At 73.9% G+C, this 24,990-nt stretch carries 19 protein-coding genes and 1 pseudogene; 11 read left to right on the top strand and 9 right to left on the bottom strand.

Features of this window, described 5'->3' with window-relative positions; translation table 11 throughout:
* Nucleotides 1–173 precede the first annotated feature (173 nt).
* A pseudogene (locus tag AC1WTP_RS23495) lies at nt 174–758 on the bottom strand (transposase); the annotation flags it as partial.
* A gap of 224 nt (nt 759–982) precedes the next feature.
* On the opposite strand from AC1WTP_RS23495, the gene AC1WTP_RS23490 reads away from it, so the two are divergent.
* The 4 genes from AC1WTP_RS23490 to AC1WTP_RS23475 all read left to right on the top strand — a co-directional run bounded on the left by AC1WTP_RS23490 (nt 983) and on the right by AC1WTP_RS23475 (nt 7,660).
* Nucleotides 983–3,313: an immune inhibitor A domain-containing protein gene (locus AC1WTP_RS23490; RefSeq protein WP_481651431.1), complete on the top strand. Its 2,331-nt coding sequence runs from the start codon at nt 983–985 to the stop codon at nt 3,311–3,313.
* 321 nt (nt 3,314–3,634) lie between these two features.
* Nucleotides 3,635–6,025, top strand: coding sequence for an immune inhibitor A domain-containing protein (locus AC1WTP_RS23485; protein ID WP_481651435.1), 2,391 nt, complete (start codon nt 3,635–3,637; stop codon nt 6,023–6,025).
* A gap of 125 nt (nt 6,026–6,150) precedes the next feature.
* Nucleotides 6,151–6,651, top strand: coding sequence for a hypothetical protein (locus AC1WTP_RS23480; RefSeq protein WP_481651430.1), 501 nt, complete (start codon nt 6,151–6,153; stop codon nt 6,649–6,651).
* A gap of 76 nt (nt 6,652–6,727) precedes the next feature.
* Nucleotides 6,728–7,660, top strand: coding sequence for an alpha/beta fold hydrolase (locus AC1WTP_RS23475; protein ID WP_481651429.1), 933 nt, complete (start codon nt 6,728–6,730; stop codon nt 7,658–7,660).
* A gap of 1 nt (nt 7,661) precedes the next feature.
* Here AC1WTP_RS23475 and AC1WTP_RS23470 read toward each other — a convergent pair whose 3' ends face one another.
* A complete protein-coding gene (locus AC1WTP_RS23470; protein ID WP_481651428.1) occupies nt 7,662–8,027 on the bottom strand; it encodes a hypothetical protein in 366 nt (121 codons plus the stop codon).
* Complete coding sequence (locus AC1WTP_RS23465) at nt 8,024–11,281, bottom strand: SseB family protein (RefSeq protein ID WP_481651427.1); 3,258 nt, start codon at nt 11,279–11,281, stop codon at nt 8,024–8,026. Before AC1WTP_RS23465 ends, AC1WTP_RS23470 begins: the two co-directional genes overlap by 4 nt.
* Before the next feature lie 152 nt (nt 11,282–11,433).
* On the opposite strand from AC1WTP_RS23465, the gene mycP reads away from it, so the two are divergent.
* On the top strand, nt 11,434–12,732 hold the full coding sequence (mycP, locus tag AC1WTP_RS23460; protein WP_481651426.1) for a type VII secretion-associated serine protease mycosin: 1,299 nt from the start codon (nt 11,434–11,436) through the stop codon (nt 12,730–12,732).
* A gap of 184 nt (nt 12,733–12,916) precedes the next feature.
* Here the strand turns inward: mycP and AC1WTP_RS23455 are convergent, their stop codons facing one another.
* Both AC1WTP_RS23455 and AC1WTP_RS23450 read right to left on the bottom strand, forming a co-directional pair.
* Nucleotides 12,917–13,210 carry a WXG100 family type VII secretion target gene (locus tag AC1WTP_RS23455; RefSeq protein WP_481651425.1) on the bottom strand — a complete coding sequence of 98 codons (294 nt, stop codon included), beginning with the start codon at nt 13,208–13,210 and terminating at the stop codon, nt 12,917–12,919.
* A 29-nt stretch (nt 13,211–13,239) separates the two neighbouring features.
* Nucleotides 13,240–13,560, bottom strand: a complete 321-nt coding sequence (locus AC1WTP_RS23450) for a WXG100 family type VII secretion target (RefSeq protein ID WP_088997043.1) — start codon at nt 13,558–13,560, stop codon at nt 13,240–13,242.
* Nucleotides 13,561–13,815: 255 nt separating this feature from the next.
* On the opposite strand from AC1WTP_RS23450, the gene eccE reads away from it, so the two are divergent.
* The 4 genes from eccE (at nt 13,816) to rarD (ending at nt 17,888) form a co-directional block, all read left to right on the top strand.
* On the top strand, nt 13,816–15,756 hold the full coding sequence (eccE, locus tag AC1WTP_RS23445; protein ID WP_481651424.1) for a type VII secretion protein EccE: 1,941 nt from the start codon (nt 13,816–13,818) through the stop codon (nt 15,754–15,756).
* A gap of 67 nt (nt 15,757–15,823) precedes the next feature.
* Complete coding sequence (locus AC1WTP_RS23440; protein WP_481651423.1) at nt 15,824–16,210, top strand: phage holin family protein; 387 nt, start codon at nt 15,824–15,826, stop codon at nt 16,208–16,210.
* Nucleotides 16,211–16,455: 245 nt separating this feature from the next.
* Entirely contained in the window at nt 16,456–16,956 is a 501-nt protein-coding gene (locus tag AC1WTP_RS23435; protein ID WP_481651422.1) for a GNAT family N-acetyltransferase, read from the top strand.
* A complete protein-coding gene (gene rarD / locus AC1WTP_RS23430; protein ID WP_481651421.1) occupies nt 16,953–17,888 on the top strand; it encodes an EamA family transporter RarD in 936 nt (311 codons plus the stop codon). Before AC1WTP_RS23435 ends, rarD begins: the two co-directional genes overlap by 4 nt.
* A gap of 37 nt (nt 17,889–17,925) precedes the next feature.
* On the opposite strand, the gene AC1WTP_RS23425 is transcribed toward rarD, so the two are convergent.
* Together AC1WTP_RS23425 and AC1WTP_RS23420 are read right to left on the bottom strand one after the other, a co-directional pair.
* Entirely contained in the window at nt 17,926–18,612 is a 687-nt protein-coding gene (locus tag AC1WTP_RS23425; RefSeq protein WP_481651420.1) for an anti-sigma factor family protein, read from the bottom strand.
* Nucleotides 18,609–19,124 (bottom strand): sigma-70 family RNA polymerase sigma factor, encoded by a 516-nt coding sequence (locus AC1WTP_RS23420; RefSeq protein WP_447135037.1) that lies wholly within the window; start codon nt 19,122–19,124, stop codon nt 18,609–18,611. Before AC1WTP_RS23420 ends, AC1WTP_RS23425 begins: the two co-directional genes overlap by 4 nt.
* A 224-nt stretch (nt 19,125–19,348) precedes the next feature.
* Here AC1WTP_RS23420 and AC1WTP_RS23415 point away from each other — a divergent pair, with 224 nt between their 5' ends.
* The gene (locus AC1WTP_RS23415; protein ID WP_481651419.1) at nt 19,349–21,475 is read left to right on the top strand and encodes a PhoX family protein; all 2,127 of its coding nucleotides are present in this window, start codon (nt 19,349–19,351) and stop codon (nt 21,473–21,475) included.
* A 112-nt stretch (nt 21,476–21,587) separates the two neighbouring features.
* Here the strand turns inward: AC1WTP_RS23415 and AC1WTP_RS23410 are convergent, their stop codons facing one another.
* Nucleotides 21,588–22,370, bottom strand: coding sequence for an IclR family transcriptional regulator (locus tag AC1WTP_RS23410; RefSeq protein WP_481651418.1), 783 nt, complete (start codon nt 22,368–22,370; stop codon nt 21,588–21,590).
* Nucleotides 22,371–22,523: 153 nt separating this feature from the next.
* On the opposite strand from AC1WTP_RS23410, the gene AC1WTP_RS23405 reads away from it, so the two are divergent.
* Nucleotides 22,524–23,738, top strand: a complete 1,215-nt coding sequence (locus AC1WTP_RS23405) for an MFS transporter (RefSeq protein ID WP_481651417.1) — start codon at nt 22,524–22,526, stop codon at nt 23,736–23,738.
* 134 nt (nt 23,739–23,872) lie between these two features.
* Here AC1WTP_RS23405 and AC1WTP_RS23400 read toward each other — a convergent pair whose 3' ends face one another.
* Nucleotides 23,873–24,958: a polyprenyl synthetase family protein gene (locus tag AC1WTP_RS23400; protein WP_481651416.1), complete on the bottom strand. Its 1,086-nt coding sequence runs from the start codon at nt 24,956–24,958 to the stop codon at nt 23,873–23,875.
* Between the last annotated feature and the right edge of the window lie 32 nt (nt 24,959–24,990).

The raw sequence follows: 24,990 nt of genomic DNA, 5'->3' as shown, positions 1-24,990 counted from the left end.
CCTTCATCTCCTGCACAGCACCGCATAAAGTCGCTCTACCTACATAAGCTCCTCCTTGCGTTCGTGGCACACCTTGTAGTTCAACCTGGCCGTCCCCACATCGCGGTGACGGAACTGCCTCTTGATGGTCTTGCCCACGTCGCGGCTGGGCGGGGGTGTCCCTATGGGTTTCGTCAAGCGGGGATCGGTCCGGTTGGGCGTGGCTGGTAGGAAATCTTGTTGCGGAGCACGGCGAACGGACGTCACAGCGGGTGTCGGACGAGGCAGATGAGGGCACCGTTGTAACGTTTGCCTTCGGCTTTCTTGCGGTCGTAGTAGGCCCTGCCCTGCCTGTGGAATTGGCGAGGTCGGCGAACGCGGCGAGGAAGAGCGCGCGTTGGAGTTGGCTTATTGCCGCCTCGGGTTGGGCCTCTCGCGGATGCTGCTTCCGGAGCGGCGGGTGACGGGGCAGGCCGGCGTAGGCGGCGAGGTGGCCGGGGGTGGCGAAGACGGTGCCCTTGCCGACTTCCAGGAGGATCCGGGCACCGGTCCTGACCTCGATGCTGGGCATCGAGGTCAGGACTGCGGCGAGAGGGCGTGCATCGAACATCCTCTCGACCTCACCAGCCACGTCGTCGCGTTTAGGGCGTGGGGTTTGGCGATGGACAGCACGTTGCGGCGGCCGGCCTTGCGCAGTCCCGCTGGCCCGCCGCAGCGAGACTGCACCTCCAGGATCGCCTATGCTGCACCCTCGGACCAGAGGCCCCGCCCAAGGCGGGGGTCCATCTGGGTGATCGTGGCCAAACGCAACGCGAATCGACCTCACATTGCTGGACCAATTAAGCCCGATTTGATGGCGTTCGGGCCCCGCGTACAACCTTTTCCCATCCTGATTGCCCCGTGACAACCGCCAATCGCTCTGCCAGGGTGTGGAGCGCATGACATGACAGCGCAGACGTAGGTCACGCCTGCCATGTAACACATCCACAAAGGAGGAGGACCTTTGAGGAGACGAGTCACAGCCGGCCTGGCCACTGCCACGGCCGCGCTGCTGGCGGCGGGAGTCGTGTCGGCGCCGGCCTCCGGCGCACCGGTCGCGGGCCCGACCCCCGGTTCCGACAAGGCGAAGCACGGCAAGGACAACCTCCCCGATCCCATGGCGGATCAGCGGCGGGAGGTCCGGAAGCAGGCGATCGCCGACCTGCTCTCCGGCAAGGCCAAACTGCAGACGCGCAATGGTTCGAAGGTCATCCAGGTCAAGGACGACCTCTTCGTCGAGTACCAGCAGGCGCCGAAAACCGACCCGATCTTCACGATGCTGGTGCAATTCGGCGACCGTACCGACCCGCGTGCTGGCGGGTCGCCCGGCCCGAGGGTCAACCAGATCCCCGAGCCGGACCGCAACTGGGACGGCAGCGCCACCGACGACAACAGCACCCTGTGGCGGTCCAACTTCGATCGGGCCCACTACCTGGACATGATGTACGGCCCGGGCGAGTCGATGCGGGACTTCTACCTCAAGCAGTCCGGCGGCCGATACACCGTCAGCGGCGACGTGAGCGACTGGGTCACCGTGCCCTACAACGAAGCTCGTTATGGGCACAACGACGACCCGGACAACCCGAACGACAACATCTCCGAGGCCGACGGGTACTGGAACTTCGTCAAGGACAGCGCCACCGCCTGGTACGAGTCCCAGGTCGCCGCCGGCAAGACCCCGGCGCAGATCAAGGAGTACCTGGCCCAGTTCGACATCTGGGACCGGTACGACTTCGACGGTGACGGCGACTTCAACGAGGCCGACGGCTACATCGACCACTTCCAGGCGGTGCACGCGGGCGAGGGCGAGGAGGCCGGCGGCGGCGCCCAGGGCGAGGATGCCATCTGGTCGCACCGCTGGGCCGCGTTCCCGAACCTGGCCGGCAGCGCCGGCCCGGAGGGCAACAAGGCCGGCGGCGTGCAGATCGGCGACACCGGCATGTGGATCCGGGACTACACCACGGAGCCGGAGAACGGCGGACTGGGCGTCTTCGCCCACGAGTACGGCCACGACCTCGGTCTGCCGGACCTCTACGACACCGCCGGTGGCGACAACGGCGTCGGCTTCTGGAGCCTGATGTCCTCGGGTTCGTGGCTGAGCCACGGCACCGACGACATCGGGTCGACCCCGGGCTACATGGACCCGTGGTCGAAGCTCTTCCTTGGCTGGCTGAACTACTCGGTGGTCGAGGAGGACAGCGGCACTACCCAGGTGACGCTCGGGCCGGCCGGCGACAGCGACGGGCCGAAGGCCCAGGCGGTCGTGGTCAACCTGCCCGCGCAGACCCAGACCACGAGCTACAACACGCCGTTCGGCGGGTCGTACGAGTGGTGGGGCGGCAGCGCCGACGACCTGAACACCACGCTGACCCGTCAGCTGGACCTGACCGGTAAGACCGCCGCGTCGATCGCCGCCAAGGCCTGGTACGACATAGAAGAGGACTACGACTACCTCTACGCCGAGGTGTCGACCAACGGTGGCGCCACCTGGACCCCGCTGGGCAACTCGTCGATCGACGCCGGGGAGACCGGGGTCGACGGCTCCACCAGCGGCAACTGGGTGGACCTCAGCTACGACCTGTCGGCGTACGCCGGGCAGACCGTGCAGTTCCGCTACCGCTACCAGACCGACGGCGGCGTGCACCTCGCCGGCGCGTTCCTGGACAACGTCTCGCTGGTCGCCGACGGTGCCACCGTCTGGACCGACGACGCCGAGACGCTGGCCGCGGAGTGGACCGCGAAGGGCTTCACCCGGATGACCGGCTCGGTCACCGACACGTACCCGCGGTTCTACATGGCGGAGAACCGGAGCTACGTCGGGTACGACGACACCCTGCGGACCGGCGGGTACAACTTCGGCTTCAACAACACCCGGCCGAACTTCGTGGAGCGGTTCTCGAACCAGCCCGGCATGCTGGTCTGGTACGTGAACTACGCGTACGGCGACAACAACACCTCGGTGCACCCGGGCTTCGGCCTGAACCTGCCGGTCGACGTCCGGCCGGCTTCGATCAGGGTCAAGGGTCAGGGCACGATCACCAACCGGCGCAACGGGTTCGACTCGACGTTCAGCCTGTACGCCAAGCCGGCCCAGACGTTCCACCTGAACGGGGTGGCGACCACCCTGCCGGAGCTGGCGCCGAACCCCGTGTTCGACGACACCCGGGCCAACCGGTACTGGTCGGCGGAGAACAACTGGAACTCGGTGAAGGTGGCCGGTAGCGGCACCCGGATCCAGATCGTCCAGCAGGGCACCAACCCGACCGACGACATGGTGGTCCGGGTCAGCAACTGACAACAGCGTTATCTGTGGGGCCGGTGGCGGTGACGCCACCGGCCCCCTTTTTTGCGTACGCAAACAATTGATCGAAAGGTCTCACTTGACACCCTTCGCCATCCATCCGCCCAGCCCACCATGGTTGATGAAGATCCGGGGTGTGACAGTGAAAAGCATTCCCAACAAAATCTTGCAACAAATCGACGCACGCATCTTCCCACCGGTCCCACCAGTGTCTATGTTCACCATTGGTCCCACTAGTGGGATCGATTTCCACCGGCCCATACCCCCGTAGGGCCGGTTCCCTCACACCGGAGGTACCACGTGCGCAAAGTCGCAGTGGGTCTGCTCGGGCTTGGGCTGACAGCGTCGGGGCTGGCGTTCACCACATCCGCCAGCGCCGCGCCGCAGCCGAAACTGCCGACGGCCGCTCCGTCGGTTGCCGAGCCCGCCCATGTCGACCACGACCTGCCGAACCCGCTCGAGGACAAGCGCCGCGCGCTGCGCCAGGAGGGCCTCAGCGAGGTCCTCTCCGGCAGGGCGAAGGCAGAGCGGATCAACGGCAGCACGGTGGTCAAGGTCGGCAAGACCCAGGCCGAGGGGGCTACCGCCCGCTCCGCCCGGGCCGGCACCGCCCAGACCGAGGACCAGTACGTCGAGCTCTCCCGCGAGCGGACCGACCGGATCTTCGTGATCCTGGCCGAGTTCGGCAACGAGCGGCACCCGAGCTACCCGGACCAGGACACCGACCCGGGCACGCCGGGTCCGACCCGGTTCGACGGGCCGCTGCACAACGAGATCCCGGCCCCCAACCGCGCGGTGGACAACTCCACCGTCTGGCAGCCGGACTACAACGCGGACCACTACCGCAAGCTCTACTTCGGCACCGCGCCCGGTGACGAGTCGCTGAAGCAGTACTACGAGGCGCAGTCCTCGGGTCGCTACAGCGTCGAGGGCACGGTGACGGACTGGGTCAAGGTCCGTTACAACGAGGCCCGCTACGGCCGCTCCGGTGGCTTCCCGTGCGACGACAACGTCTGCACCAACACCTGGGCGCTGGTCCGCGACGCCGCCAACCAGTGGGTCGCCGGCCAGAAGGCCGCCGGCCGCACCGACGCCCAGATCGCCGCGGACGTCAAGGCGATGGACCAGTGGGACCGGTACGACCACGACTCGGACGGCAACTTCAACGAGTCGGACGGCTACATCGACCACTTCCAGATCGTCCACTCCGGCGGCGACGAGGCCGACGGTGACCCGTACCAGGGCGAGGACGCCATCTGGAGCCACCGCTGGTACGCCTTCGCGTCCGACCAGGGCTCGACCGGTCCGGCGAACTTCCCGGCCGGCGGCACCCAGATCGGCAACACCGGCATCTGGATCGGTGACTACACCATCCAGCCGGAGAACGGCGGCCGGAGCGTCTTCTACCACGAGTACGGGCACGACCTCGGTCTGCCGGACGACTACAACGTGCTCAGCGGTGGGGACAACAACAACGAGCACTGGACCCTGATGGCCCAGAGCCGGCTCGGTGGCAAGAACGACGGCGGCATCGGCGAGCGCGGTGGCGACCTGGGCGCCTGGAACAAGCTCCAGCTCGGCTGGCTCGACTACGAGGTCATCGTCGCGGGCCAGAAGCGCACCATGACCCTCGGCCCGCAGGAGTACAACTCCGACAAGCCGCAGGCCGCCGTGGTGGTGCTCCCGCAGCGGGAGTACACGTTCAACAACGGCGCGCCGTTCGAGGGCACCAAGCAGTTCTTCTCGGGCAACGACGACGACCTCAACAACACGATGACCCGCACGGTGGACCTCACCGGGAAGTCGTCGGCGTCGCTGTCGATGAAGGGCCGCTACGACATCGAGGCCGGGTACGACTACCTGTTCTTCGAGGTCTCGACCGACAACGGCCAGACCTGGGCCCCGCAGCACGGCACCGTCAACGGCCAGCCGCTCCCGGAGATCTCGCCCGGACGTCCGGCCCTGGACGGCAGCAGCAACGGCGAGTGGGTGGACATCAACATCCCGCTCGACGTGGCGGCGGGCAAGGTCGCGCAGTTCCGGCTGCGCTACCAGACCGACGGTGGTGTCGCCGAGGGCGGCTTCTACGGTGACGCGATCACCGTGACCGCCGACGGGCAGACGGTTCTCTCCGACGGCGCCGAGGCCGGCGCGGGCGACTGGGCCCTCAACGGCTGGAGCATCGTCGAGGAGACCTACACCCGGCTCTTCGACAACTACTACATCGCCGGCAACCGGTCCTACGTCTCGTACGACAAGTACCTCAAGACCGGTCCGTACTTCTTCGGCTACGCGAACACCCGCCCGGACTACGTGGACCACTACGCGTACCAGGAGGGTCTGCTGATCTCCTACTGGAACCTCCGGTGGGCGGACAACGACACGTTCGCGCACCCGGGTGAGGGTCGCAACCTCTACATCGACGCGCACCCGCGGCCGATCTACAACCTGACGGGGCAGCCCTGGCGGGCCCGCGTCCAGGTTTACGACGCGCCGTTCAGCCTGAAGAAGGCCGACTCGTTCACGCTGCACCTCAACAGCCAGCCGCAGTACATCCGCGGCCAGGCGGCGCAGCCGCTGTTCGACGACACCCAGAAGTACTGGTACGCGGAGCTGCCGAACCACGGCGTCAAGCTCCCGGCCACCGGCACGAAGATCCGCGTTCTGGAGCAGAACGGCACCTCGGTGAAGGTCCGCTTCTCCTGATCCGCTGATCGGTACACCCCGCGATGCCCGGGCAGGTCACCTGCCCGGGCATCGCCCTTTCCGGCGGCGGTTTCCGGGGCCGCCACGGCGGGAACCGGCAGCTCCGCCGGCGCGTCCGATCCTTCGTGCGCCGTGCAACCCATGCCACCGTCGCGAGCCTGGCCGCCGCCCTCGCCCTGACCGGCTGCGCCGGCTCTCAGGAGGAGGCCACCGTGCCCACCGAACCCACGCCGTCCGCCAGTGGATCGGGGCCCGCGCCGACGTCGCCCACCGACGCCGACCCGACGCCCTCCACCGGTCCCACCGCCGCGGCGCCCTCCGGACGCGGCGAGCCGCCGCTCTCGTCGACCCGGCCACCCACCATGGGCCCGCCGACCGCACCGCCCAGCCAGCCCACCGACCTGCGCAAGGCGAACATCGTGGCCGGCCGGATCACCCGGGGCGGCGCCGGGCCCTGCTACGGCCTGGTCACCGACGACGGCCGGGAGTACGCGCTGCACGGCGTCGGCAAGGGCAGCTTCGCCACCGGCAGCTGGGTCCGGGTCACCATCGGCCCCGCCGACCCGACGGCCGACTGCGGCCCCGGCACCCCGGCCAGCATCGTCACGATCAGCCCGGTGGCGTGACCCGGGACGAGCGATCCCGGCCACCCGCCCGGCCGGCGGGCGGGCCGGCCGGCACGGGGGTCCTAGGCTGTCTGCCATGACCGAGCAGCACGACGGGCCCGTCGACGAGTCCTGCGTCCTCACCGAGGGGCCGTGGACGCACCGGTTCGTCGGGGCGAACGGCAGCCGGTTCCACGTCGTCGAGGCCGGCGCCGGGCCGATGGTGCTCTTCCTGCACGGCTTCCCCGAGCACTGGTGGGCCTGGCACGAGATGCTGCCGGCGGTCGCCGACGCCGGGTTCCGCGCCGTCGCCGTCGACCTGCGCGGCTACGGCGCGAGCGACAAGCCACCCCGGGGGTACGACGGCTACACCCTGGCCGCCGACATCGCCGGGCTGATCCGCGCGCTCGGCGAACGGTCGGCCACCGTGGTCGGCACCGGCGCCGGCGGCCTGATCGGCTGGACCGTGGCGTCGTTCCACCCGGGACTGGTCCGGCGGCTGGTGGTGCTCGGCGCACCGCACCCGCTGCGGCTGCGGGCCGCCATCTTCGCCGATCCGCGCGGGCAGTTCGCCGCCTCCACACCGGCCCTGAAGTTCCAGTTGCCCCGCTACGAGCACCTGCTCACCCGGGACGGCGCGGCGGCGGTGGAGGAGATGCTGCGCCGCTGGGGCGGACCGCGGTGGGTGTCCGGGCCGGGCTTCGCGGCGTACGCCCAGCGGTGCCGGGAGGCGATGCGGATCCCGCAGGCCGCCTTCTGCGCGCTGGAGGGCTACCGCTGGGCGTTCCGCTCGGTGCTCCGCCTGCACGGCTACCGGTTCGTCAGGTTGATGCAGAAGCCGCTGATCACCCCGACCCTGCAACTGCACGGCGCGCTCGACCGGGCGTCGCTGCCGCGCACCGCACAGGGCTCCGGCCGGTACGTGGTCGCGCCGTACGAGTGGCGGCTGCTCGACGACGTGGGGCATTTCCCGCACGTGGAGGCCCGGGACGTGGTGCTCGGCGAGATCCTGCGCTGGGCGAAGTCCTGACTCAGACCCGCTGCTCGCGCAGGTCGGCGACCTCGGCGGCGGGCGCCCAGCCCTGGTACACGCCGAAGTCGAACACCTCCAGGCCCATCGCCCTGGCGACCGGCCAGCGCCCGCCGGTGTACTCGACCCGCAGCCAGCCGTCGTGCTCGCCGAGCACGATGAACGGCTGACCCTGCCAGGTGCAGGTGGTCCGCACGTACGCCAGGTCCGCCACCTCGGTCGCCGGGACCACCCGCACGTACCGGCCGGGGCGTACCTCCTCGAAGCCCTCGCCCGGTTCCGGCTGGTAGAGCCGGATGTCGTCGCCGTCCGGACTGGCCTGGTACTCCCGCCCCCGCCACCGGGCCACGTAGCCGTCCCGGGTCACGGCGCACCGACCGGTCGCCAGAGCAGCGCGTCGGTGTCGAGCACGGCGACCATCTGCTCGGTGCCGTCCGCACCGATCCGCCACAGCTGCGCGCCGTGCGGCAACCGGGCGCTGTCCACCTTGAACTCCGCCACCACGTCGCTGCTCTCGCCCGGGGCGAAGCCGTTGCCCCGGAAGGGCGACCGCTCGATGACCCAGCCTTCCATGGCCCGCATGGCGGCCTCGTTCTGCCCGCCGTAGGGGATCCGGTAGAGGCTGGGCCGGTGCGCCGGCCAGCGCAGCACGTAGATCTCCTCGGCCTCCCGCGCGAACGGCGAGTCGGGATAGCCCAGGCCGAGGGCCTCGAACAGCTGGGCCGGGGTGGTCAGGTGGGCCAGCTCGCCGGCCCGGTGCACGAACCCGGAGACCCGGTCGTAGCCGCGCTCCAGGTAGTACGCGAGCTGGCTGGGGGCGACGGCCTTCTGCATCACGACCGGCCGCGCCGGGTCGGCGGCCGGTGGGGTGTACCGGGTGCGCTCGGCGGGCGCCGGGGCCATCGGCGCCTCGGGCTCGCTCTCGTCGTCACCGAGGCCCACCTCGGCGGCCCAGTTGGCCAGCCCGACGATCTGCTCGCCGGGCAGCTTGGCGCCGACCGGGGTGCCCGGGTTCACCGCGAACGACCATGCCTCGTCCGGCCAGCGCCGGATCAGCTGCACGAACCGGACCCGCACCGTCTCGACCGACGCGTCGGTGTGATCGGCGAGCCGCTCCGGCGAGGTGTAGACCACCACGAAGGTCTCGCCGTCCAGCTCCTCCGTACGCCAGACGAAGCCCGGCTCGCCGGGCCGGCTGCCCGGCACCGACTCGGGCGACACCGGCAGCAGTACCCGGGCCAGCAGCAGCGTGGAGAGGAAGGTGTCGGTGCTGCCCGCCCCGGCTGCGTCGAGCAGGTCCTCCTCGACCGCGTTCGCCGGCTCGAACTCGGCCGGGGCCGGCCCGGCGGCTGGTGCCGCAACGGACTCGCCCGGCCAGCCGGCGTCGGGCCCGGCGGTGTGCGCGCCGGCCTCGGGGCCGGCGGGCTGCGGGACGGCGGCTTGGGCGCCGCCGGTCTGCGGGCCGGCGTCGAAGCCGGGCACCGTCCACAGCGGCCCGGTGTCCGCGAGATCGGACGCGTTCTCCGCCGGGGCGGGGGCGTGCGCCGGCCCTGCCCCAGGGGCCTCGGGCGCGGTCCCGGCCCGGGGTGCTACCGCCACCTCCGACGAGGCGAGCCACGTGGGGCCGGACCGCTCGGCCGACGCCGGCTGCGCCGGGATCCACCCGGAAACGGGCTGCTCGGCCGAGGACGGCGGGACCCCGCTGCCGGCCCGCTGCTCGGTGGAACCCGACCCGCTCGAAAGCCATCCGGCGGCCTGCGGGTCGGTCGACGCCGGCTGGGCCGGAACCCGACCAGCGGCCTGCTGGTCGGTCGACGCGGACGGGGTCGGAAGCCAACCGGCGGTCCGCTGGTCGGTCGACGCCGACGGGACGCCCGGCCCCGGCCGATCGCCGCCGGGCCACTCAGGCCCGGTTCCGCCGGCCGGCTCGGACTGCTTCCCCGGCGCGGGCCAGCCACCCGCTTCGGCCCCGTTCGCCGACCGGGCGGGCCGTCCGGCCGGCCCGACATCGGCCGCCTCCGCCGACCAGGCAGGCGGTCCGGCCGGCCCGGCGCCGGCCGCCTCCGCCGACCAGGCCGGCGGTCCGGCCGGCCCGGCGTCGACCGCTTCCGCGGACCATGCGGGCGTCCTGGCCGATCCGGCGGCGGGTGTTTCCGCCGACCAGGCGGGCGGTCCGGCGGGTTCGGCGGTAGGCGGGGCCGCCGGTCGGGCGTCAGGCGACGACCCGGGAAGGGGTTCGCCGGCGACGTCGGGTCCGGGTGGCCCCGAGACGGGCGGGCCGGCGTCGAGCGGCTCGTCGAGGTCGCGGGACTCGACGATGGTGCCCTCGATGACGATCGGCGTGAACCCCCGCCTCGGCAGGGGCGGCCCGGAGACCGGCTCGGCGACCGACGGGGGCAGGTCGTCCACCGGGTCGGCCGGTGCCGGGGCGGGCCGCCGCCGCGGCAGGGCCTGCGTCGTCTCCCCGCCCGGCGCCGGGCCCGGGTACGCCCGTTCGGTCGCGACCGGGATGGCCCGGGTGACCTCCTCCGGGGGCGGCGGCCACTGCGCCGACCCGCCGCCGGGCGGCGGACCCGCCGGGGTGTGCGGCGGAGCGGCCGGGAACGCCACGGTCGGCCCCTCGGGGACCGGCTCGCCGGCCGGACGGCGGCGCGGGAACGGCTGGCCGCCCCGCGCGAAGCGCGACGGCGGCACCGACCGGTCAGCGGGACGGACCGGGAGGTCCCGGTGGGCCGAGCCGCGACCGGACGCCGGTTCGAAGAAGGAGCGTGGGCGCGGTCGGGCGGGGGCGTCCCCGGTGGGCCGACCGTTCGCCGGCGCGGGCCGACCGGGCTCGGACGACGCCCCGGCCGGCGGGACGCCCGGGCGGGAGCGGGCGGCCGGGTCGTCTCCGCCGGACGGCGGGAACGCCGAAGGGGCGGAGTGGTCCGCCCGCCCGGAGTCGTCGGTGTCCCGCCCGGCCGGATCGGCCGGGTACGACGGCGGGAGGGACGGGCGGAGCGCCTCGACCGAACGGCGGTCCGGCGCCGATCCGACCGGGCCGGCGGGGGCCGCCACCCGAGGAGGCAGTGGCACGGTGGGCGCCGCGGGGTGGGGCGGAACGCCGTTGCCGGGAGCCGGCGGGCGATCGGCGGGCGCCGGGGCGCCGGAGGCGGGATTCTCCGGGCCGGCGGCCCGGACCCGGGCGACGGTCTCCGCGCGCTCCAGTCGGGCGCGGGCTCCCATGGTGCGGCCGGGCAGCCGGACGTCGCCCCGGGAGAGCTGCGAGACGTACCAGGCCGGTAGGTAGCCCTCGATCGGCAGGCCGGGGTTGACGGCCAGCCACCACTCGTGGTTGGGCCAGCCGCCGGCCAGGTCGGCGTAGCTGGTGAGCCGGCTGGCGCCGGCGTGTTCGCCGAGGCAGGCGCGCATGGCCGCGGCGGAGGTGAAGGCCAGCACGTGGGTGCGGCCGGCCGTGGTCCAGGTGCCCCAGCCCGAAGCCTGACCGGCCTGCGCCGGTGCGGGCACCGGCAACAGCAGGTCGGTGCGGGCCAGGATCCGGAAGTAACGCTGCTGGTCGCTGGCGCGCAACGCGTCCCGCAACGCGGCCTCGGCCTCGGTGGCCGGCTCCCATCCGGTCACGGCCACCCCTCCTCCCGCGCACAGGCCATAGGCATCGCGTACAACCTACAAGGTAGTAACAAGATCACAATGGCTGGCCGACGGCGGTGCGCCGGTTCTCGCCGAAGGCGCTAACATCCCGTTCCGGAGTCGACACGATACGGAGGCGGTCGATGTTCCGGTCCCCCGCGCGTCCGCTCCTCGCGGCGGTCACGGCCGTCCTGGCCGCCGCCGCGCCGGCCGCTCCCGGTCCCGCCCGGGCCGCCACACCGGAAGCTGTCGCCACCGCCGGACCGGGCCTCGCCCGGGCCGCTGTCGTCATCGCCGGGCCGAGCCTCGTCCGGGCCGCCGCGCCGGACTGCGCCACCCCGCTCGCCCCGGTCCGGCCCGTGTCCGCGCCACCCTGGCCCCAGCAGCGGTACGCCCCGGAGCGGCTGTCGCCGCTGGCCACCGGGGCGGGGGTGACGGTGGCGGTGGTCGACTCCGGGGTGGACCGCCGTCATCCGCAGCTCGCCGGCCGGGTGCTCGACGGCACCGACCTGCTCGACCCGGGTGGGGACGGCACCAGCGACTGCGCCGGGCACGGCACCGGCGTGGCGAGCATCATCGCCGCCGAGCCCCGGTCCGGGATCGCGTTCCACGGGCTGGCGCCGGGCGCCCGGATCCTCCCGGTCCGGGTCAGCGAGCAGCAGGTGGTCGAGGGGCGGGAGTCGGGGCGTACGGTCAGCGCCGAGGACTTCGCCCGGGCCATCCGCTGGGCCGTCGACCACGACGCCGATGTGCTCAACCTCTCCGTCGTGCTCTACGCGGACAACCCGGCGGTGCGCGCCGCGGTCGACTACGCGGTGGCCCGGGACGTGGTCGTGGTGGCCGCCGCCGGGAACCTGCACGACAGCGGCGACCCGCGGCCGTACCCGGCCGCGTACGACGGGGTGCTCGGGGTGGGCGCGATCGGGGTGGACGGGCGGCGCTCCGCCTTCTCCCAGACCGGCCCGTACGTCGACCTGGTCGCTCCGGGCAGCGACGTGCTGATGGCCGCGCCGGGCCGGGGCCACCACCGGGCCGAGGGGACCAGCTATGCCGCGCCCTTCGTGGCGGCCACCGCCGCCCTGCTCCGGCAGTACCGGCCCGAGCTGACCGCCGCCGAGGTGGCGCAGCGGATCCTCGCCACCGCCGATCCGGCGCCCGGTGACGGCCGGGGCGGCGGGTACGGCGCGGGGGTGCTCAACCCGTACCGCGCGGTCACCGAGACCGGCGGCGGGGTCGCCGAGCGGTCGCGCCCGGCCACCGCGCTCGCCGACGACCGGCCCGACCCGGCCGCACTGGCCGCGCGGGCGCGGCGGGCCACGGCCCAGGACCGGGCCCTGCTGGTGGCCACGCTGGCCGCGGCGGTGGTCGCCGTGGCGGCGCTGTCGGCCCTGGTGCTCCCGCGCGGCGCCCGCCGGCGGTGGCGCCCCGCCGACCCGGCCTGACCCCGCACCGCCCCGTCCGGCCCCGGCTGGGGCGGACGCCGGCTACGGGCGGCCCGGTCTGACCCCGCATCGCCTCGTCCGGCGCCGGCCAAGGCGGGCGCTGGCTACGGCGGGCCGCAGCGCGACGTAAGGCCGAGCGGTGGTCGGGTGGCGCCGGCCGCTCCGGCCGGCGCCACCCGACGCGTCACTGGAACAGGCCGACGTTCTTCTTCTCGGTGTCGAGGTAGTCGGTCGCGGAGTCGTCCACCGCGAGCTTGATGTCGCGCAGCATCGCCTGCAGGTCCTGTGAGGCGGAGCGCCACCGGGCCTGCCGCTGCTCGTACGCCTGGCGGGCCTCGCCGCTCCAGCTCGCCACCAGCGGGGCGGCGTCCCGTTCCAGCTGCCCGACCTGCGAGTCGAGCGTGTTCAGCGCCTTCTGGATGTCCGCGCTGGCCTGTTGCAGCGCGGCGAAGTTGACGACCAGCACACCGTGGTCCATCGGATGGCTCCCTCCCCCGGGATCCGGGTCTACAGCGGCAGCTGGATGCCGCCGCGGTTGGTGGTGGACACCCGGCCGGCGGCCTCGGTGTCCGCGACGTCGTACTGCTGGCCGGCGGTGCGGATGGCGGAGGCGGTCTCCCGCAGCGCCCGCTGCAGGGTCGCCTGGTCCTGCGCCCACTGCTGCTTGACCTGCTCGAAGGACCGCCCGCCGGCGCCCCGCCAGGCCTGCTGCAACACCTCCAGCTCGGCCATCAGGCTGCTCAGCATGGTCTGCAACGACTGGTCCACCTGCTCGAACTTCGCGGCGGTCTGCTGCATCACCGCGGCTTCTGCCTGGGTCTGGGACACCCGGACGTCACCTCGTCTCGTCGGTCGTGGCTGGCCGTCGGCGCGCCCGCCCTCAGGACGCGCCGCTCGCGCCGCCCGGGACACGAGCACGGCGGGCGCGGGTCAGCGGAACTCGTCGCTGACGGTAGCGGCCCGGTCGCGGTTCTGCTACCCCGCTCGCCTCCCCTGTGGACAACCCACGGGTCCCGCCGCGCCCGCCCCCGCCCTTACCATGGGCGGCAACGTCGTCGCGGCGAGTGATCGGGAGGAGGCGGGGTGCCGGCCACCACCAGCGCGAGCCCGCACCGGGCGGCCCCGGTCGGCGGTGCCACGCCGGACGTCGCCGCCACCGGGCGCGGCGTCGGTGCGCCGCCCGCCACGGCCGCCGGGCTGGTCGCCGACCCGCCGCGGGCAGCCGGCCCGTCACCGCCCCGCCGGGCGGCCCTCCCGGCACAGTGGATCCCCGCCGGGCGCCGGCCGGCCACCGGCGTACGGGCCGGTCAGGTCGTCGCCGCGCAGGTCGCGGTGGCGGTGCTCGCCGCCGCCGCCGGCCGGGGACCGGGCCCGGTGCTGGCCGCCGTCGCGCTGGCCGCGCTGCTGCTACCGGCCGCCTGGCTGCGGATCCGGGGTCGCTGGCTGTTCGAGTGGCTGACCACCGCGCTCGGCTACCTGACCCGCCGGCGCGGGCTGCCCGGGTCGGCCGACCCGGCCACGCTGCTCGACCTGGTCGACCCGACGGCCGTGGTGCGCTCGGCGGAACTGGCCGGCGGTCCCGCCGCCCTGGTCGACGACGCGACCGGCCTGGTCGCCGTGCTGGAACTCGGCGACCCGGCCGACCTGCTCGGCGACGGTCCGCGGCAGCTGCCCGCCCCGGCGTCGCTGCTCGCGGCGGTCCCGCCGGACGGCCCGCCGGTGCGGGTGCAGCTGCTGCTCACCGGGGCGCCCGCGCCGGCCGTCGGCGCTGGCGGCGGGATCGTCGCCACCTCCTACCACCAGCTCACCGACGGGCGGCTGCCCGGGCGGGAGCGGGCCGTGCTCGCCGTCCGGGTGCTCCGGGTCGACGGCTGGTCCGAAGTGGAGCTGCGGCGCGCCCTGGCCGGCGCCGTGCGTCGCCTGCTGCGCCGGCTGGGGCCGGTCACCGCACGCCCGCTCGGCGAGCACGCGGCGCTGCGCGTCCTGGCCGAGCTGGCCCATCACGACGGCCGGCCGGCACAGGAGTCCTGGCCGGTGCTGCGCTCGGGCGGCCTGCTCCAGGCCAGCTTCCGGCTGCGCCGCTGGCCCGACCCGCGGGTGGAGGCCGGGCGCCGGCTGGTTCCCCGGCTGCTCGCGCTGCCGGCCACCGCGACCACGGTGTCGCTCTGCGCCGGGCCGGGTCCGCACACCGACCCGGCCGGGGCGCCGACCGAGCTGGCCGTACGGCTGGCCGCCGCCGGCCCGGCGGAGCTCGCCGTGGCCGCCCAGACCCTGGACCGGCTGGTGACCGGCGCCGGCGGCGACCTCCAGCGGCTCGACGGCGCCCAGCTCGACGGGCTGGCCGCCACGCTGCCCCTCGCGGCGGCCGGCGCCGGCGTGCCCGGCGGCCCGAGGCCGGAGGCGCTGGAGCTGCCGTTCGGCGAGGCGGGGCTGATGATCGGCAGCAACCGGCGCGGGGGCGCGGTGACCGTCCGGCTGTTCCGGCCGGAGAGCACCCGGGTGATGCTGGTCGGCGGGGTCCGCGCCGCACAGCTGGTGGTGCTGCGGGCGCTGGCGCTCGGTGCCCGGGTCGCGGTGCAGACCGCCCGCCCGCGCGGCTGGGAGCCGTTCGTCCGGGGGGTCGGCACGCCGGCGGGGGCGATCCCGCTGCTCCCGCCGGGCCGGCCGGTCGGCGGCGAGCCCGGCACCCCGCTGCGCCCGCAACTGGTGGTGGTGGACGCCGGTCCGCTGCCCACCGGGCCGGAACCCGGGCCGCCCTGGCGGGCCACCCTGCTGGTCCGGGACGAGCTGACCCCGGCGGACGCCGACGCGCTGGGCCGGGCCGACCTGGCGGTGCTGCAACCGCTCAGCCCGCCGGAGGCCGTGCTGGCCGGCGGGGCGCTGGGCCTCGGCGCGTCCGCCGAGTGGCTGACCCGGATCCGGGACGACATGGTGGCGGTGGTGAACCGGCGGGCGCTGCGCTGGGCGCTGCTGTCGCCCACCCCGATCGAGTCGCAGCTGATCGGCCGGCCGTCCCGCCGCTGACCCCGTAGTCCCGATTGGTAGATCTTCCGGGTTCCGCCGGTGCCCGGTCCGTGGCACGATCCCCGCCATGGGTTTTCTGAAGGGTCTGCTGATCCGCCTGGCCGTCACGGCGCTGGCCTTCTGGTTGGCCACGCTGGTCATTCCGGGCATCACGCTGGATGCCGACTCCGCCACCGAGACGGTCACCACCCTGATCCTGGTGGCGGTCATCTTCGGCGTGGTCAACGCGGTGCTCCAGCCGATCATCAAGACCGTCGGCTGCGGTTTCTACCTGCTGACCCTCGGGCTGATCGCGCTCGTGGTGAACGGGCTGCTGTTCCTGCTCACCAGCTGGATCGCCGACCAGGCCGGGCTGCCGTTCCACGTGGACGGCTTCTGGCCGGCCGCCGTGCTCGGCGCGCTCTTCGTGGGCATCGTGACCTGGATCCTCGGCGCCCTGCTCGACCGCGACTGACGAGTTCACCGGCCACGGCCCACACCCTTCGGGCCGCCCGGTGGACCGGCGTCCCGGTCCTGATCGCACACCTTCAGTGAAGTAGTGGCCTCCGGCCCCGGCTGAGGCCACTACCTCCTGCAAGGAGTGGCCTCAGCCGGGGCACGGGCCGCCGGTCCACGAAGCCGGCCGGCGCGGCGCCGAGCGGGACCAGTAGGCGGGAATTGGCCGGCGCGCCGGCCGGGTGGCGGGACTAGTCTCGCGGCGTGTTCACCCTGACCCGTGACGACGGCTACCTGCTCAGCACCGATCCGCGGCGCATCGACCTGGACCGGGTGCACCACTGGCTCTCCACCGACGCGTACTGGGCGCTGGGGCGGGACCGGGAGACGGTGGCCCGGGCGTTCGCCGGCTCGGTGCCGTTCGGCGTCTACCGTCCGGGCGACGGGCGGCAGGTCGCGGTGGCCCGGGCGGTCACCGACCGGGCCACCTTCGCCTGGCTCTGCGACGTCTACGTGGACCGGGCCGAACGCGGCCGGGGCCTGGGCAGCTGGCTGGCCGAGGCGGTCCGCGACCACCTGGACGCGCTCGGCGTACGCCGGATCCTGCTGGCCACCGCCGACGCGCACGGGGTCTACGCGAAGGTCGGCTTCACCCCGGTGCCCGATCCGCACCGGTGGATGCAGCTCGACCGGCGTGAGCTGCCGGTGAGCCAGGTCACCGGCAAGGAGCAAAACGGCGGTTCACCCCTTACGGTGGAGGCGTGACGCCGCTCCGCCTCGGATATCTCTACGGCATCGGTGCGTACCTGCTGTGGGGGTTCTTCCCGCTCTACCTCAAGCTGCTGCGCCCGGCCGGGCCGCTGGAGATCCTCGCGCACCGGATCGTCTGGTCGGTGGTCTTCGTCGCGCTGCTGCTGGCCGCGATGCGCAACATCGGCTTCCTGCGGGCGCTGCTGCGCCGGCCCCGGGCGCTGGCCGGGATCGGCGTCGCCGCCACGCTGATCGCGGTCAACTGGGGCACCTACATCTACGGCGTGAACTCCGACCGGGTGGTGGAGACCGCGCTCGGCTACTTCATCAACCCGCTGGTCGTGGTGCTGCTCGGAGTGACGGTGCTGCGCGAGCGGCTGCGCCCCGCCCAGTGGGTGGCGCTGGGCATCGGCGCGCTGGCGGTGGCCGTGCTGACCGTGGACTACGGCCGGCTGCCGTACCTGGCGCTGACCCTGGCCCTGAGCTTCGGCGGGTACGGCCTGGTCAAGAAGCGCCTCGGGCTGCCCGCCGCGGAGGGGCTCTTCGTGGAGTCGGCGGTGCTGGCGCTGCCCGCGCTGGCGTACCTGGGTTGGCTCACCGCGGCCGGGGACGCCGCGTTCGGCCACGTCTCGGCCGGGCACACCGTGCTGCTGGTGCTGGCCGGCGCGGCCACCGCGATCCCGCTGCTGCTCTTCGCCGGCGCCGCCAACCGGCTGCCGCTGACCAGCCTGGGCATGATCCAGTACCTGGCGCCGATCCTCCAGCTCGGCTGCGGCGTGCTGATCTTCCACGAGCCGATGCCGCCGGCCCGGCTCGCCGGCTTCGCGCTGGTCTGGGTCGCGCTGGTGGTCTTCACCGCGGACGCGGTGCGCCAGTCCCGGCGTACCCGCGCGGCCCAGGCCGCCACCCGCCGGGCGGCCGCGGCCGCCGTGCCCGCCGCCCGCTGAGCGGCCCGCCGCCGGGCGGCGAGCCGCTCGGGCGCACTCAGCGGACGTCGTAGGCGAGCACCGGGGTGCCGTCGGCCCGGAGCAGCTCCAGCCGCACCAGCTCCGCGCCGGTGAACCTTGTCGCGCCGCTGATCCGCAGGTCGTCGCCGGGTGCGGCGAGCCAGGAGCCGATCTGCTCGGTGGCCCCGTCCGGTCCGTGCGCCACCAGCCGGAACGTGTACGCCTTGCCGTAGCCGGCCCGCGCCTCGTACCCGCAGCGCATGGTCACCTCGGTGCCCCACCCGGTGCCGGTCAGCGCGATCTCCGCGTGCACCGGCACCGTGCCGGCGACCGGCTGCATGGCGACCATCTGCACGTCGCGGCCCGGCTCGGCCCGGGGCAGCAGGGCGGCCGTGCCGAAGCCGGCCACCAGGGCCAGCGCGGCGGCCGCGAGCGTGGTGACCGCGTACCGCCGGCGGGTGGCCGACCGCTCGCGGCGCCGGCGCTCCCGGGCGGCCGCGAGCAGCTCGGGCATCCGGGTGGTCTCCGCCGGCGGCGGCAGGAACTGTTCCAGGCCGGCCGGGTCGAGCCGGCCGAGCAGGCCGGGCAGCACGGCGATCTCGGCGACCGCCTGCTGACAGGCGGCGCAGCCGGCGAGGTGCCGCTCGTAGGCCGCCCGCTCGGCGGGAGCCAGCGCACCCAGCACGTACGCGCCGTCGTCGTGCGCGAACTCGCACCGGGTCATCCCGTCACCCCCATCTCGGCCAGGACCAACCGTAGTGAGCGCAGGGCGTAGTGCGTCCGGGACTTCACCGTGCCGGGTGGCACGCCCAGCCGAGAGGCCGCCTCGGCCACCGAGCGACCCTGGTAGAAGCACTCGACCAGCACCTCCCGATGAGTGGGGCTGAGCCGGTTCAACGCCTCGGCCACGGTCCAGGCCTCCACCGCGCGCTCCGCTTCGTCGACGGTCTCCGGCGGCTCGGGCAGCTCGTCGGTGTAGACCTCGCCGACCCGGGTGGCCCGGCGCCGCCAGGCGTCGATGGCCAGGTTGCGCGCGGTGGTGAAGAGCCAGGCCCGGACCGAGCCGCGCCGGGGGTCCAGCGACTCCGGGTGGCGCCAGGCCCGCAGCAGGGTCTCCTGCACCAGATCCTCGGCCCGCTGCCGGTCACCGTTGACCAGCCGCAGGGCGTGCGCGTACAGCGCCTCCGCGTGCTCGTCGTGCAACGCGCGGAGCAGTTGGGCGTCATGGTCGGTGATGGCGGTCTCCTCGCTCTCGGCGCGAGTCCGGCGGTGCGTTCGCTCGGTATTACGTGCGGTCACGCCGATCGGTTCAGCCGCAGGTCATCGCGGTCTTCCCGGCAAGGTGTTCATGCCCGGTTCACGCCGCGGCCGGCGACCGCTCACCGCGCCCTCCTAGCGTCCGCCGGGTACGCACGAGCTGTTCCCGGCGTGCATCGACCCCTTTCAGGAGGCTCCTCCCCATGAGCGACCGTCCCCGGCTGCTCCCGCTGCTGGGCGCCACCCGCCACGGCGGCCGTGACGCCATGACCTGTCTGTACCGGTGCGGCAACGCCTGCGACCACCCGGTGCCGAACACCTCCGACAACACGTACTTCGGCGATGTGGTGAACGCCGAGGTGTCCCGCCGCGGCGTGGTCCGGGCCGGCGCCGTCGGTGCGCTGGTCCTCGGCTTCGGCGGCGCCGCGGCCGGCGCGCTGGCCGGCGCCGCGCCCGCCGCGGCGGCCCCGGCCACCCCGGTGGTCCCCGAGGCCGCCGGGTTCGGCCGTCCCGGCCAGGGCGTGGGCAGCGGCGCGCTGACCTTCACGCCGATCCCGGCGAACAAGCTCGACACGCTGGTGGTGCCGAACGGGTACGACCACGCGGTGGTGATCCGCTGGGGCGACCCGGTGCTGCCCGGCGCGCCCGAGTTCGACGTGCACGACCAGACCGCCGCCAAGCAGGCGAAGCAGTTCGGCTACAACAACGACTTCGTCGGGGTGCTGCCGCTGGACAAGCAGGGCCGGCGGGCGCTGCTCGTGGTCAACCACGAGTACACCAACGAGGACCTGATGTTCCCCGGCTTCACCAGCCAGGACGCGCTGAGCGTGGAGCAGCTGCGGATCGCGATGGCCGCGCACGGCATGTCCGTGGTGGAGCTGGAGCGGGTGGCCGGCACCGGGCAGTGGCGGCCGGTCGAGGGCGGCCGGCGGCCGTACAACCGGCGGGTCACCGCGTCGGGCACGAAGTTCGAGCTGACCGGCCCGGCCGCCGGCTCGGCCTGGCTGAAGACCGCCGCCGACCCGAAGGGCCGGACCGTGGTCGGCACCCTGAACAACTGCGCCGGCGGGGTCACCCCGTGGGGCACGGTGCTCTCCGGCGAGGAGAACTTCAACCAGTACTTCGTCGGCGGCGACGGCGTGCCGGCCGAGCTGAAGCCGAAGCTGGAGCGGTACGGCATCACCACCACCGCCCGCTACCCGAGCGGCAGCCGCAAGTGGGAGCGCGCCGACGAGCGGTTCGACCTGGCGAAGCACCCGAACGAGGCGCACCGGTTCGGCTGGATCGTGGAGATCGACCCGTTCGACCCGGAGAGCCGCCCGCGCAAGCACACCGCGCTGGGCCGGTTCAAGCACGAGGGCGCGAACGTGATCATCGCCAGGAGCGGGCACGCGGTCGCGTACATGGGTGACGACGAGCGGTTCGACTACCTGTACAAGTTCGTCTCCGACCAGAAGTTCATGGCGGGCAACTCCTGGGTCGCCCGCAAGCACAACCTCACCCTGCTGGAGTCCGGCACCCTCTACGTCGCCAAGCTCGACCCGACCAGCGCCGGCGAGATCGACGGCTCCGGCAAGCTCCCGGCCGACGGGGCGTTCAACGGCCGGGGCCGCTGGATCAAGCTGGTCAGCGGCAACCGCTCGTACGTCGACGGGATGACCGCCGCCGACGTGCTCACCTTCACCCGGCTGGCCGGTGACAGGGTCGGCGCGACCAAGATGGACCGGCCGGAGGACGTCGAGCCGAGCCAGCTCACCGGCAAGGTGTACGTGGCGCTGACCAACAACACCAACCGCGGGGTCGGCAGCAACCCGAAGGCGGACGAGGCGAACCCGCGTACCGCCAACAAGCACGGCCACGTGCTGGAGCTGGTCGAGGACCGGGGCGACAACTCCGCCGAGACCTTCGCCTGGTCGCTGCCGATCGTGGCGGGCGACCCGGGCGACCCGTCGACCTACTTCGCCGGGTACGACAAGACCAGGGTCTCCCCGATCTCCTGCCCGGACAACGTCGCCTTCGACGCCACCGGCAACCTCTGGATCTCCACCGACGGCAACGCGCTGGGCAGCAACGACGGCCTCTTCGCCAGCCCGGTGGAGGGGCCGGAGCGCGGGCACCTCAAGCAGTTCCTCACCGTGCCGCTCGGCGCGGAGGCCTGCGGTCCGTTCATCACCGGGGACAACCGGTCGGTCTTCGTGGCCGTGCAGCACCCGGGCGAGATCACCGGGGCGTCCGTGGAGAAGCCGGCCTCGACCTGGCCGGACGGCGACTTCGCCAAGCCGGGCGTGGTGGTCACCTGGCGGCTGGACGGGGGGCCGGTCGGCAGCTGACGTCACTCGGGCGGTCCCGGCAACGGACCGCCGCGCGGGGCCCTCTCCCAGCCCGGGGGAGGGCCTCGCGCCGTTACGAGCCACGCCCATGTCGGCCGCGGGGCCTTCCCGGTCAGCTCTCGGCGGCGATGCCGTCGGCGATGGCCCGGGCCGTGGTGAGCAGCTTGGCGCGGACCACCCGGGCGGAGGTCATCATCTCGCTGGCCGGCAGCGCGCAGGCCAGCACCACCCGACGTTCCATGTCCTTGTCCGGGGCGACCAGCACCGCCGCGCAGGCCACGCCCTGCCGGAACTGCCCCAGCTCCAGCTGCATGCCGCGCCGGTCACCGGCGGCCAGGTCGGCCTCGAACGCCTCCACGCTGGTCAACGTGGCGCTGGTGAACGGCCGCATGCCGTACTCGCGCAGGTAGCGGAAGCGCTGCTCGGCGGTGAGCGTGGCGAGCAGCGCCTTGCCCAGCGCGGTGGCGTGCGCGCCCTCGTCGAAGCCCGGGACCAGGTCCTCCAGGTAGGGCGTGCGCGGGCCCTCGGCCACCGCGGTGATCGCCACCTGGCCGCCGACGAACCGGCCCAGGTAGTGGCTGTAACCGGTGTCCACGGCGGCCCGGCGCAGGCTCTCCCCGACCGCCGGCGGCCCGCGGAAGGCCGTCACCAACTCGCGGTAGCGGTCCGCGACCTCCAGGCCGACGATGTACGTGCCGTCCTCGCGACGGATCACGTAGCCCTCGTAGGCCAGGGTGCGGACGAGGTGATAGGTCGTCGCCACGGTCAGCTCGCAGCGCCGGGCGATCTGCTTCACGGTCAGCCCCTTGGGGGCACGGCCGACCGACTCGAGCACTCGTAGCGCGCGGGACACGCTCCGGATCAGGTCCGAGGGTTCCGCCAGGGGGTCGCGCACAACCACCTCCGCCGCCGGGGACTTACACCATATGAAAAACCGGCCAGGTGCGAAATGCCTGTTCGGGTGGAGGATGCCAGATCGTCATCGACCAGTAGTGCCCCGACCGACACGAAGCGTGGTGTGAGCTGGGCTCACGTACGTTTGCCAATCATGGCCGACACCGCGCTGCATCCCGCCCCCGGCACCGCGCCGACCCGTCCCGTCCGGGCCGCGGCCGGCGCGGTCGCCGTCACCATCGCCTGCGTCCTGCCGGTCTTCCTGGTCGGCGGGCTCGCCGTGCAGCTCGGCGAGGACCTCGGCTTCTCCCCCGCCGGCCTGGGCCTGGCCGTGTCGGTCTACTTCGGGGTGGGCGCGCTGGCCTCGGTGCCCTCCGGCGCCCTCGCCGAGCGCTACGGGCCGGCCGTGGTGGCCCGCGCCGGCATCCTGCTCTCCGCCGGCTGCCTGCTCGCCGTGGCGGCGCTGGCCCGCTCGTACCCGGTGCTGGTCGGGCTGCTCGCGCTCGGCGGCACCGCGAACGCCCTCGGTCAGCTGGCCAGCAACGCCGCGCTGGCCCGGCACGTGCCGCCCCGCCGGCAGGGGCTGTCGTTCGGGGTGAAGCAGGCGGCCATCCCGGTCTCCACGCTGCTGGCCGGCGTGGCGGTGCCGACCGTGGCGCTGACCGCCGGTTGGCGCTGGGCGTTCGTGGCGGCCGCCGGCGCCGCGCTGGCCGCCCTGCCCGCCGTACCCGCCCGGGAGCCCCGGCCGGCGCAGCGGGCCGTCGCCCGCGCCGGCCGGGCCACCTGGGCCCTGGTGGTCGTCGGGGTGGCCGCGACGCTCGCCGCGGCGGCCGCGAACGCGCTCGGCACCTTCGTGGTGGACTCCTCCGTCGACCGCGGGCTGGCGCCCGGGGCGGCCGGCCTGACCCTGACCCTGGGCAGCGCGGTCTGCGTCGCCGCCCGGGTCGGCGCCGGCTGGCTCGCCGACCGCCGCGCCAGCGGCCACCTGGCTGTCATCGCCGGCATGCTGGTGATCGGGGCCGGCGGGCTCGGCCTGCTCGCGCTGGCCGGCTCCGGGCCGCTGGTGGTCGGCGTGGTGCTCGGCTTCGGGCTGGGCTGGGCCTGGCCGGGCCTGATGAACTTCGCGGTGGTCCGGCTGCACCCGCAGGCGCCGGCCGCCGCCACCTCGATCACCCAGACCGGGGTGTACGCCGGTGGCTGCCTCGGCCCCCTCGCCCTCGGCACGGTGGCCGCCTACGCCGGCTACCCGGCCATGTGGACCGTCGCCGCCACGGCGATGCTCCTCGCCGCCACCCTCATGCTCACCGCCACCCGCCTCTTCCCTAACCCCCCACCTCCCCGCCCTGAACGCCGCCCCCAGCAGGCGTAACACCCCCGGCCGGGGCCTAACGCCCCCAACGGCGTTGATCATGACGTTCGCGTCACGACACGCCGCCGCCAGTGACGCAGACTTCATGATCAACGTCGCTGGGGCGGGGGGCCGGGGGCCGGGGTGGGGGTTGGTTAGCTGGTGCGGTCGGCGATGTAGTCGCAGAGGGACTCGAGGGCGCGGCGGGCCGGGTTGGCGGGCAGCGGGGTGAGCTGGCCGCGGGCGTCCTCGGCGTAGCTGCGGACGGTCTCCCGGGCGCGCTTGAGGGCCGGGCTCTCGCGCAGCAGGCCGAGCGCCTCCGCGTGCAGGTCGTCGTCGGTGACCGGGCCGGCGGCCAGGATCTCCCGCAGCCGCACCGAGGCGGCGTCGGCGTCGTCGGAGGCCAGCGCGTAGAGCACCGGCAGGGTCGGCACGCCCTCGCGCAGGTCGGTGCCGGGGGTCTTGCCCGACTGCACCGACTCGGAGGCGATGTCGAGCAGGTCGTCGGAGAGCTGGAAGGCGACGCCGATGGTCTCGCCGTAGCCGGCCAGCGCCTCGATGTGCTCAGGGGAGGCACCGCCGAACATGCCGCCGAACCGGGCCGAGGTGGCGATCAGGGAACCGGTCTTGTCGGCGATCACGTTCAGGTAGTGGGCCACCGGGTCGTCACCCGGGCGGGGGCCGACCGTCTCGGCGATCTGCCCGTGCACCAGCCGGGCGAAGGTGCGCGCCTGCAGGCGTACCGCCTCGGTGCCCAGGTCGGCCGCGATGTCGGCGGCGCGGGCGAAGAGGTAGTCACCGACCAGGATGGCGACCGAGTTGGTCCACCGCGAGTTGGCGCTCGGCGCACCCCGGCGCACGGCGGCCTCGTCCATCACGTCGTCGTGGTAGAGCGTCGCCAGGTGGGTGAGCTCCATCACCACCGCGGCCGGTACGACCTGCGGCCCGGCCGGATCGCCGAACTGGGCGCCCAGCGCCACCAGCAGCGGCCGGAACCGCTTGCCGCCGGCCTCCACCAGGTGCCGGGCGGCCTCGGTGACGAACGGGTCGGCGCTGGCCACGCTGGCCCGCAGTTCGACCTCGACGGCCTCCAGCAGGCCCAGCACGGACGCCTCGACGCGGGGATCGGCGAGATAGAGGCCGAGCGCGCCGAACTGACTCGTGCTCACCCGGCTCCGGCGGCCGCCGGAGCCGGTGGCACCTGAACGCTCGCCAGCCGGAATCACCACGCTATCCACCATGCCACACCCCCTCGACCTGCTCCGGACTGGGG

The organism is Micromonospora sp. R311 (assembly GCF_056780015.1).
Note: the sequence above shows the minus strand (reverse complement) of the source record. Positions and strands in the feature narration are given on the sequence as shown.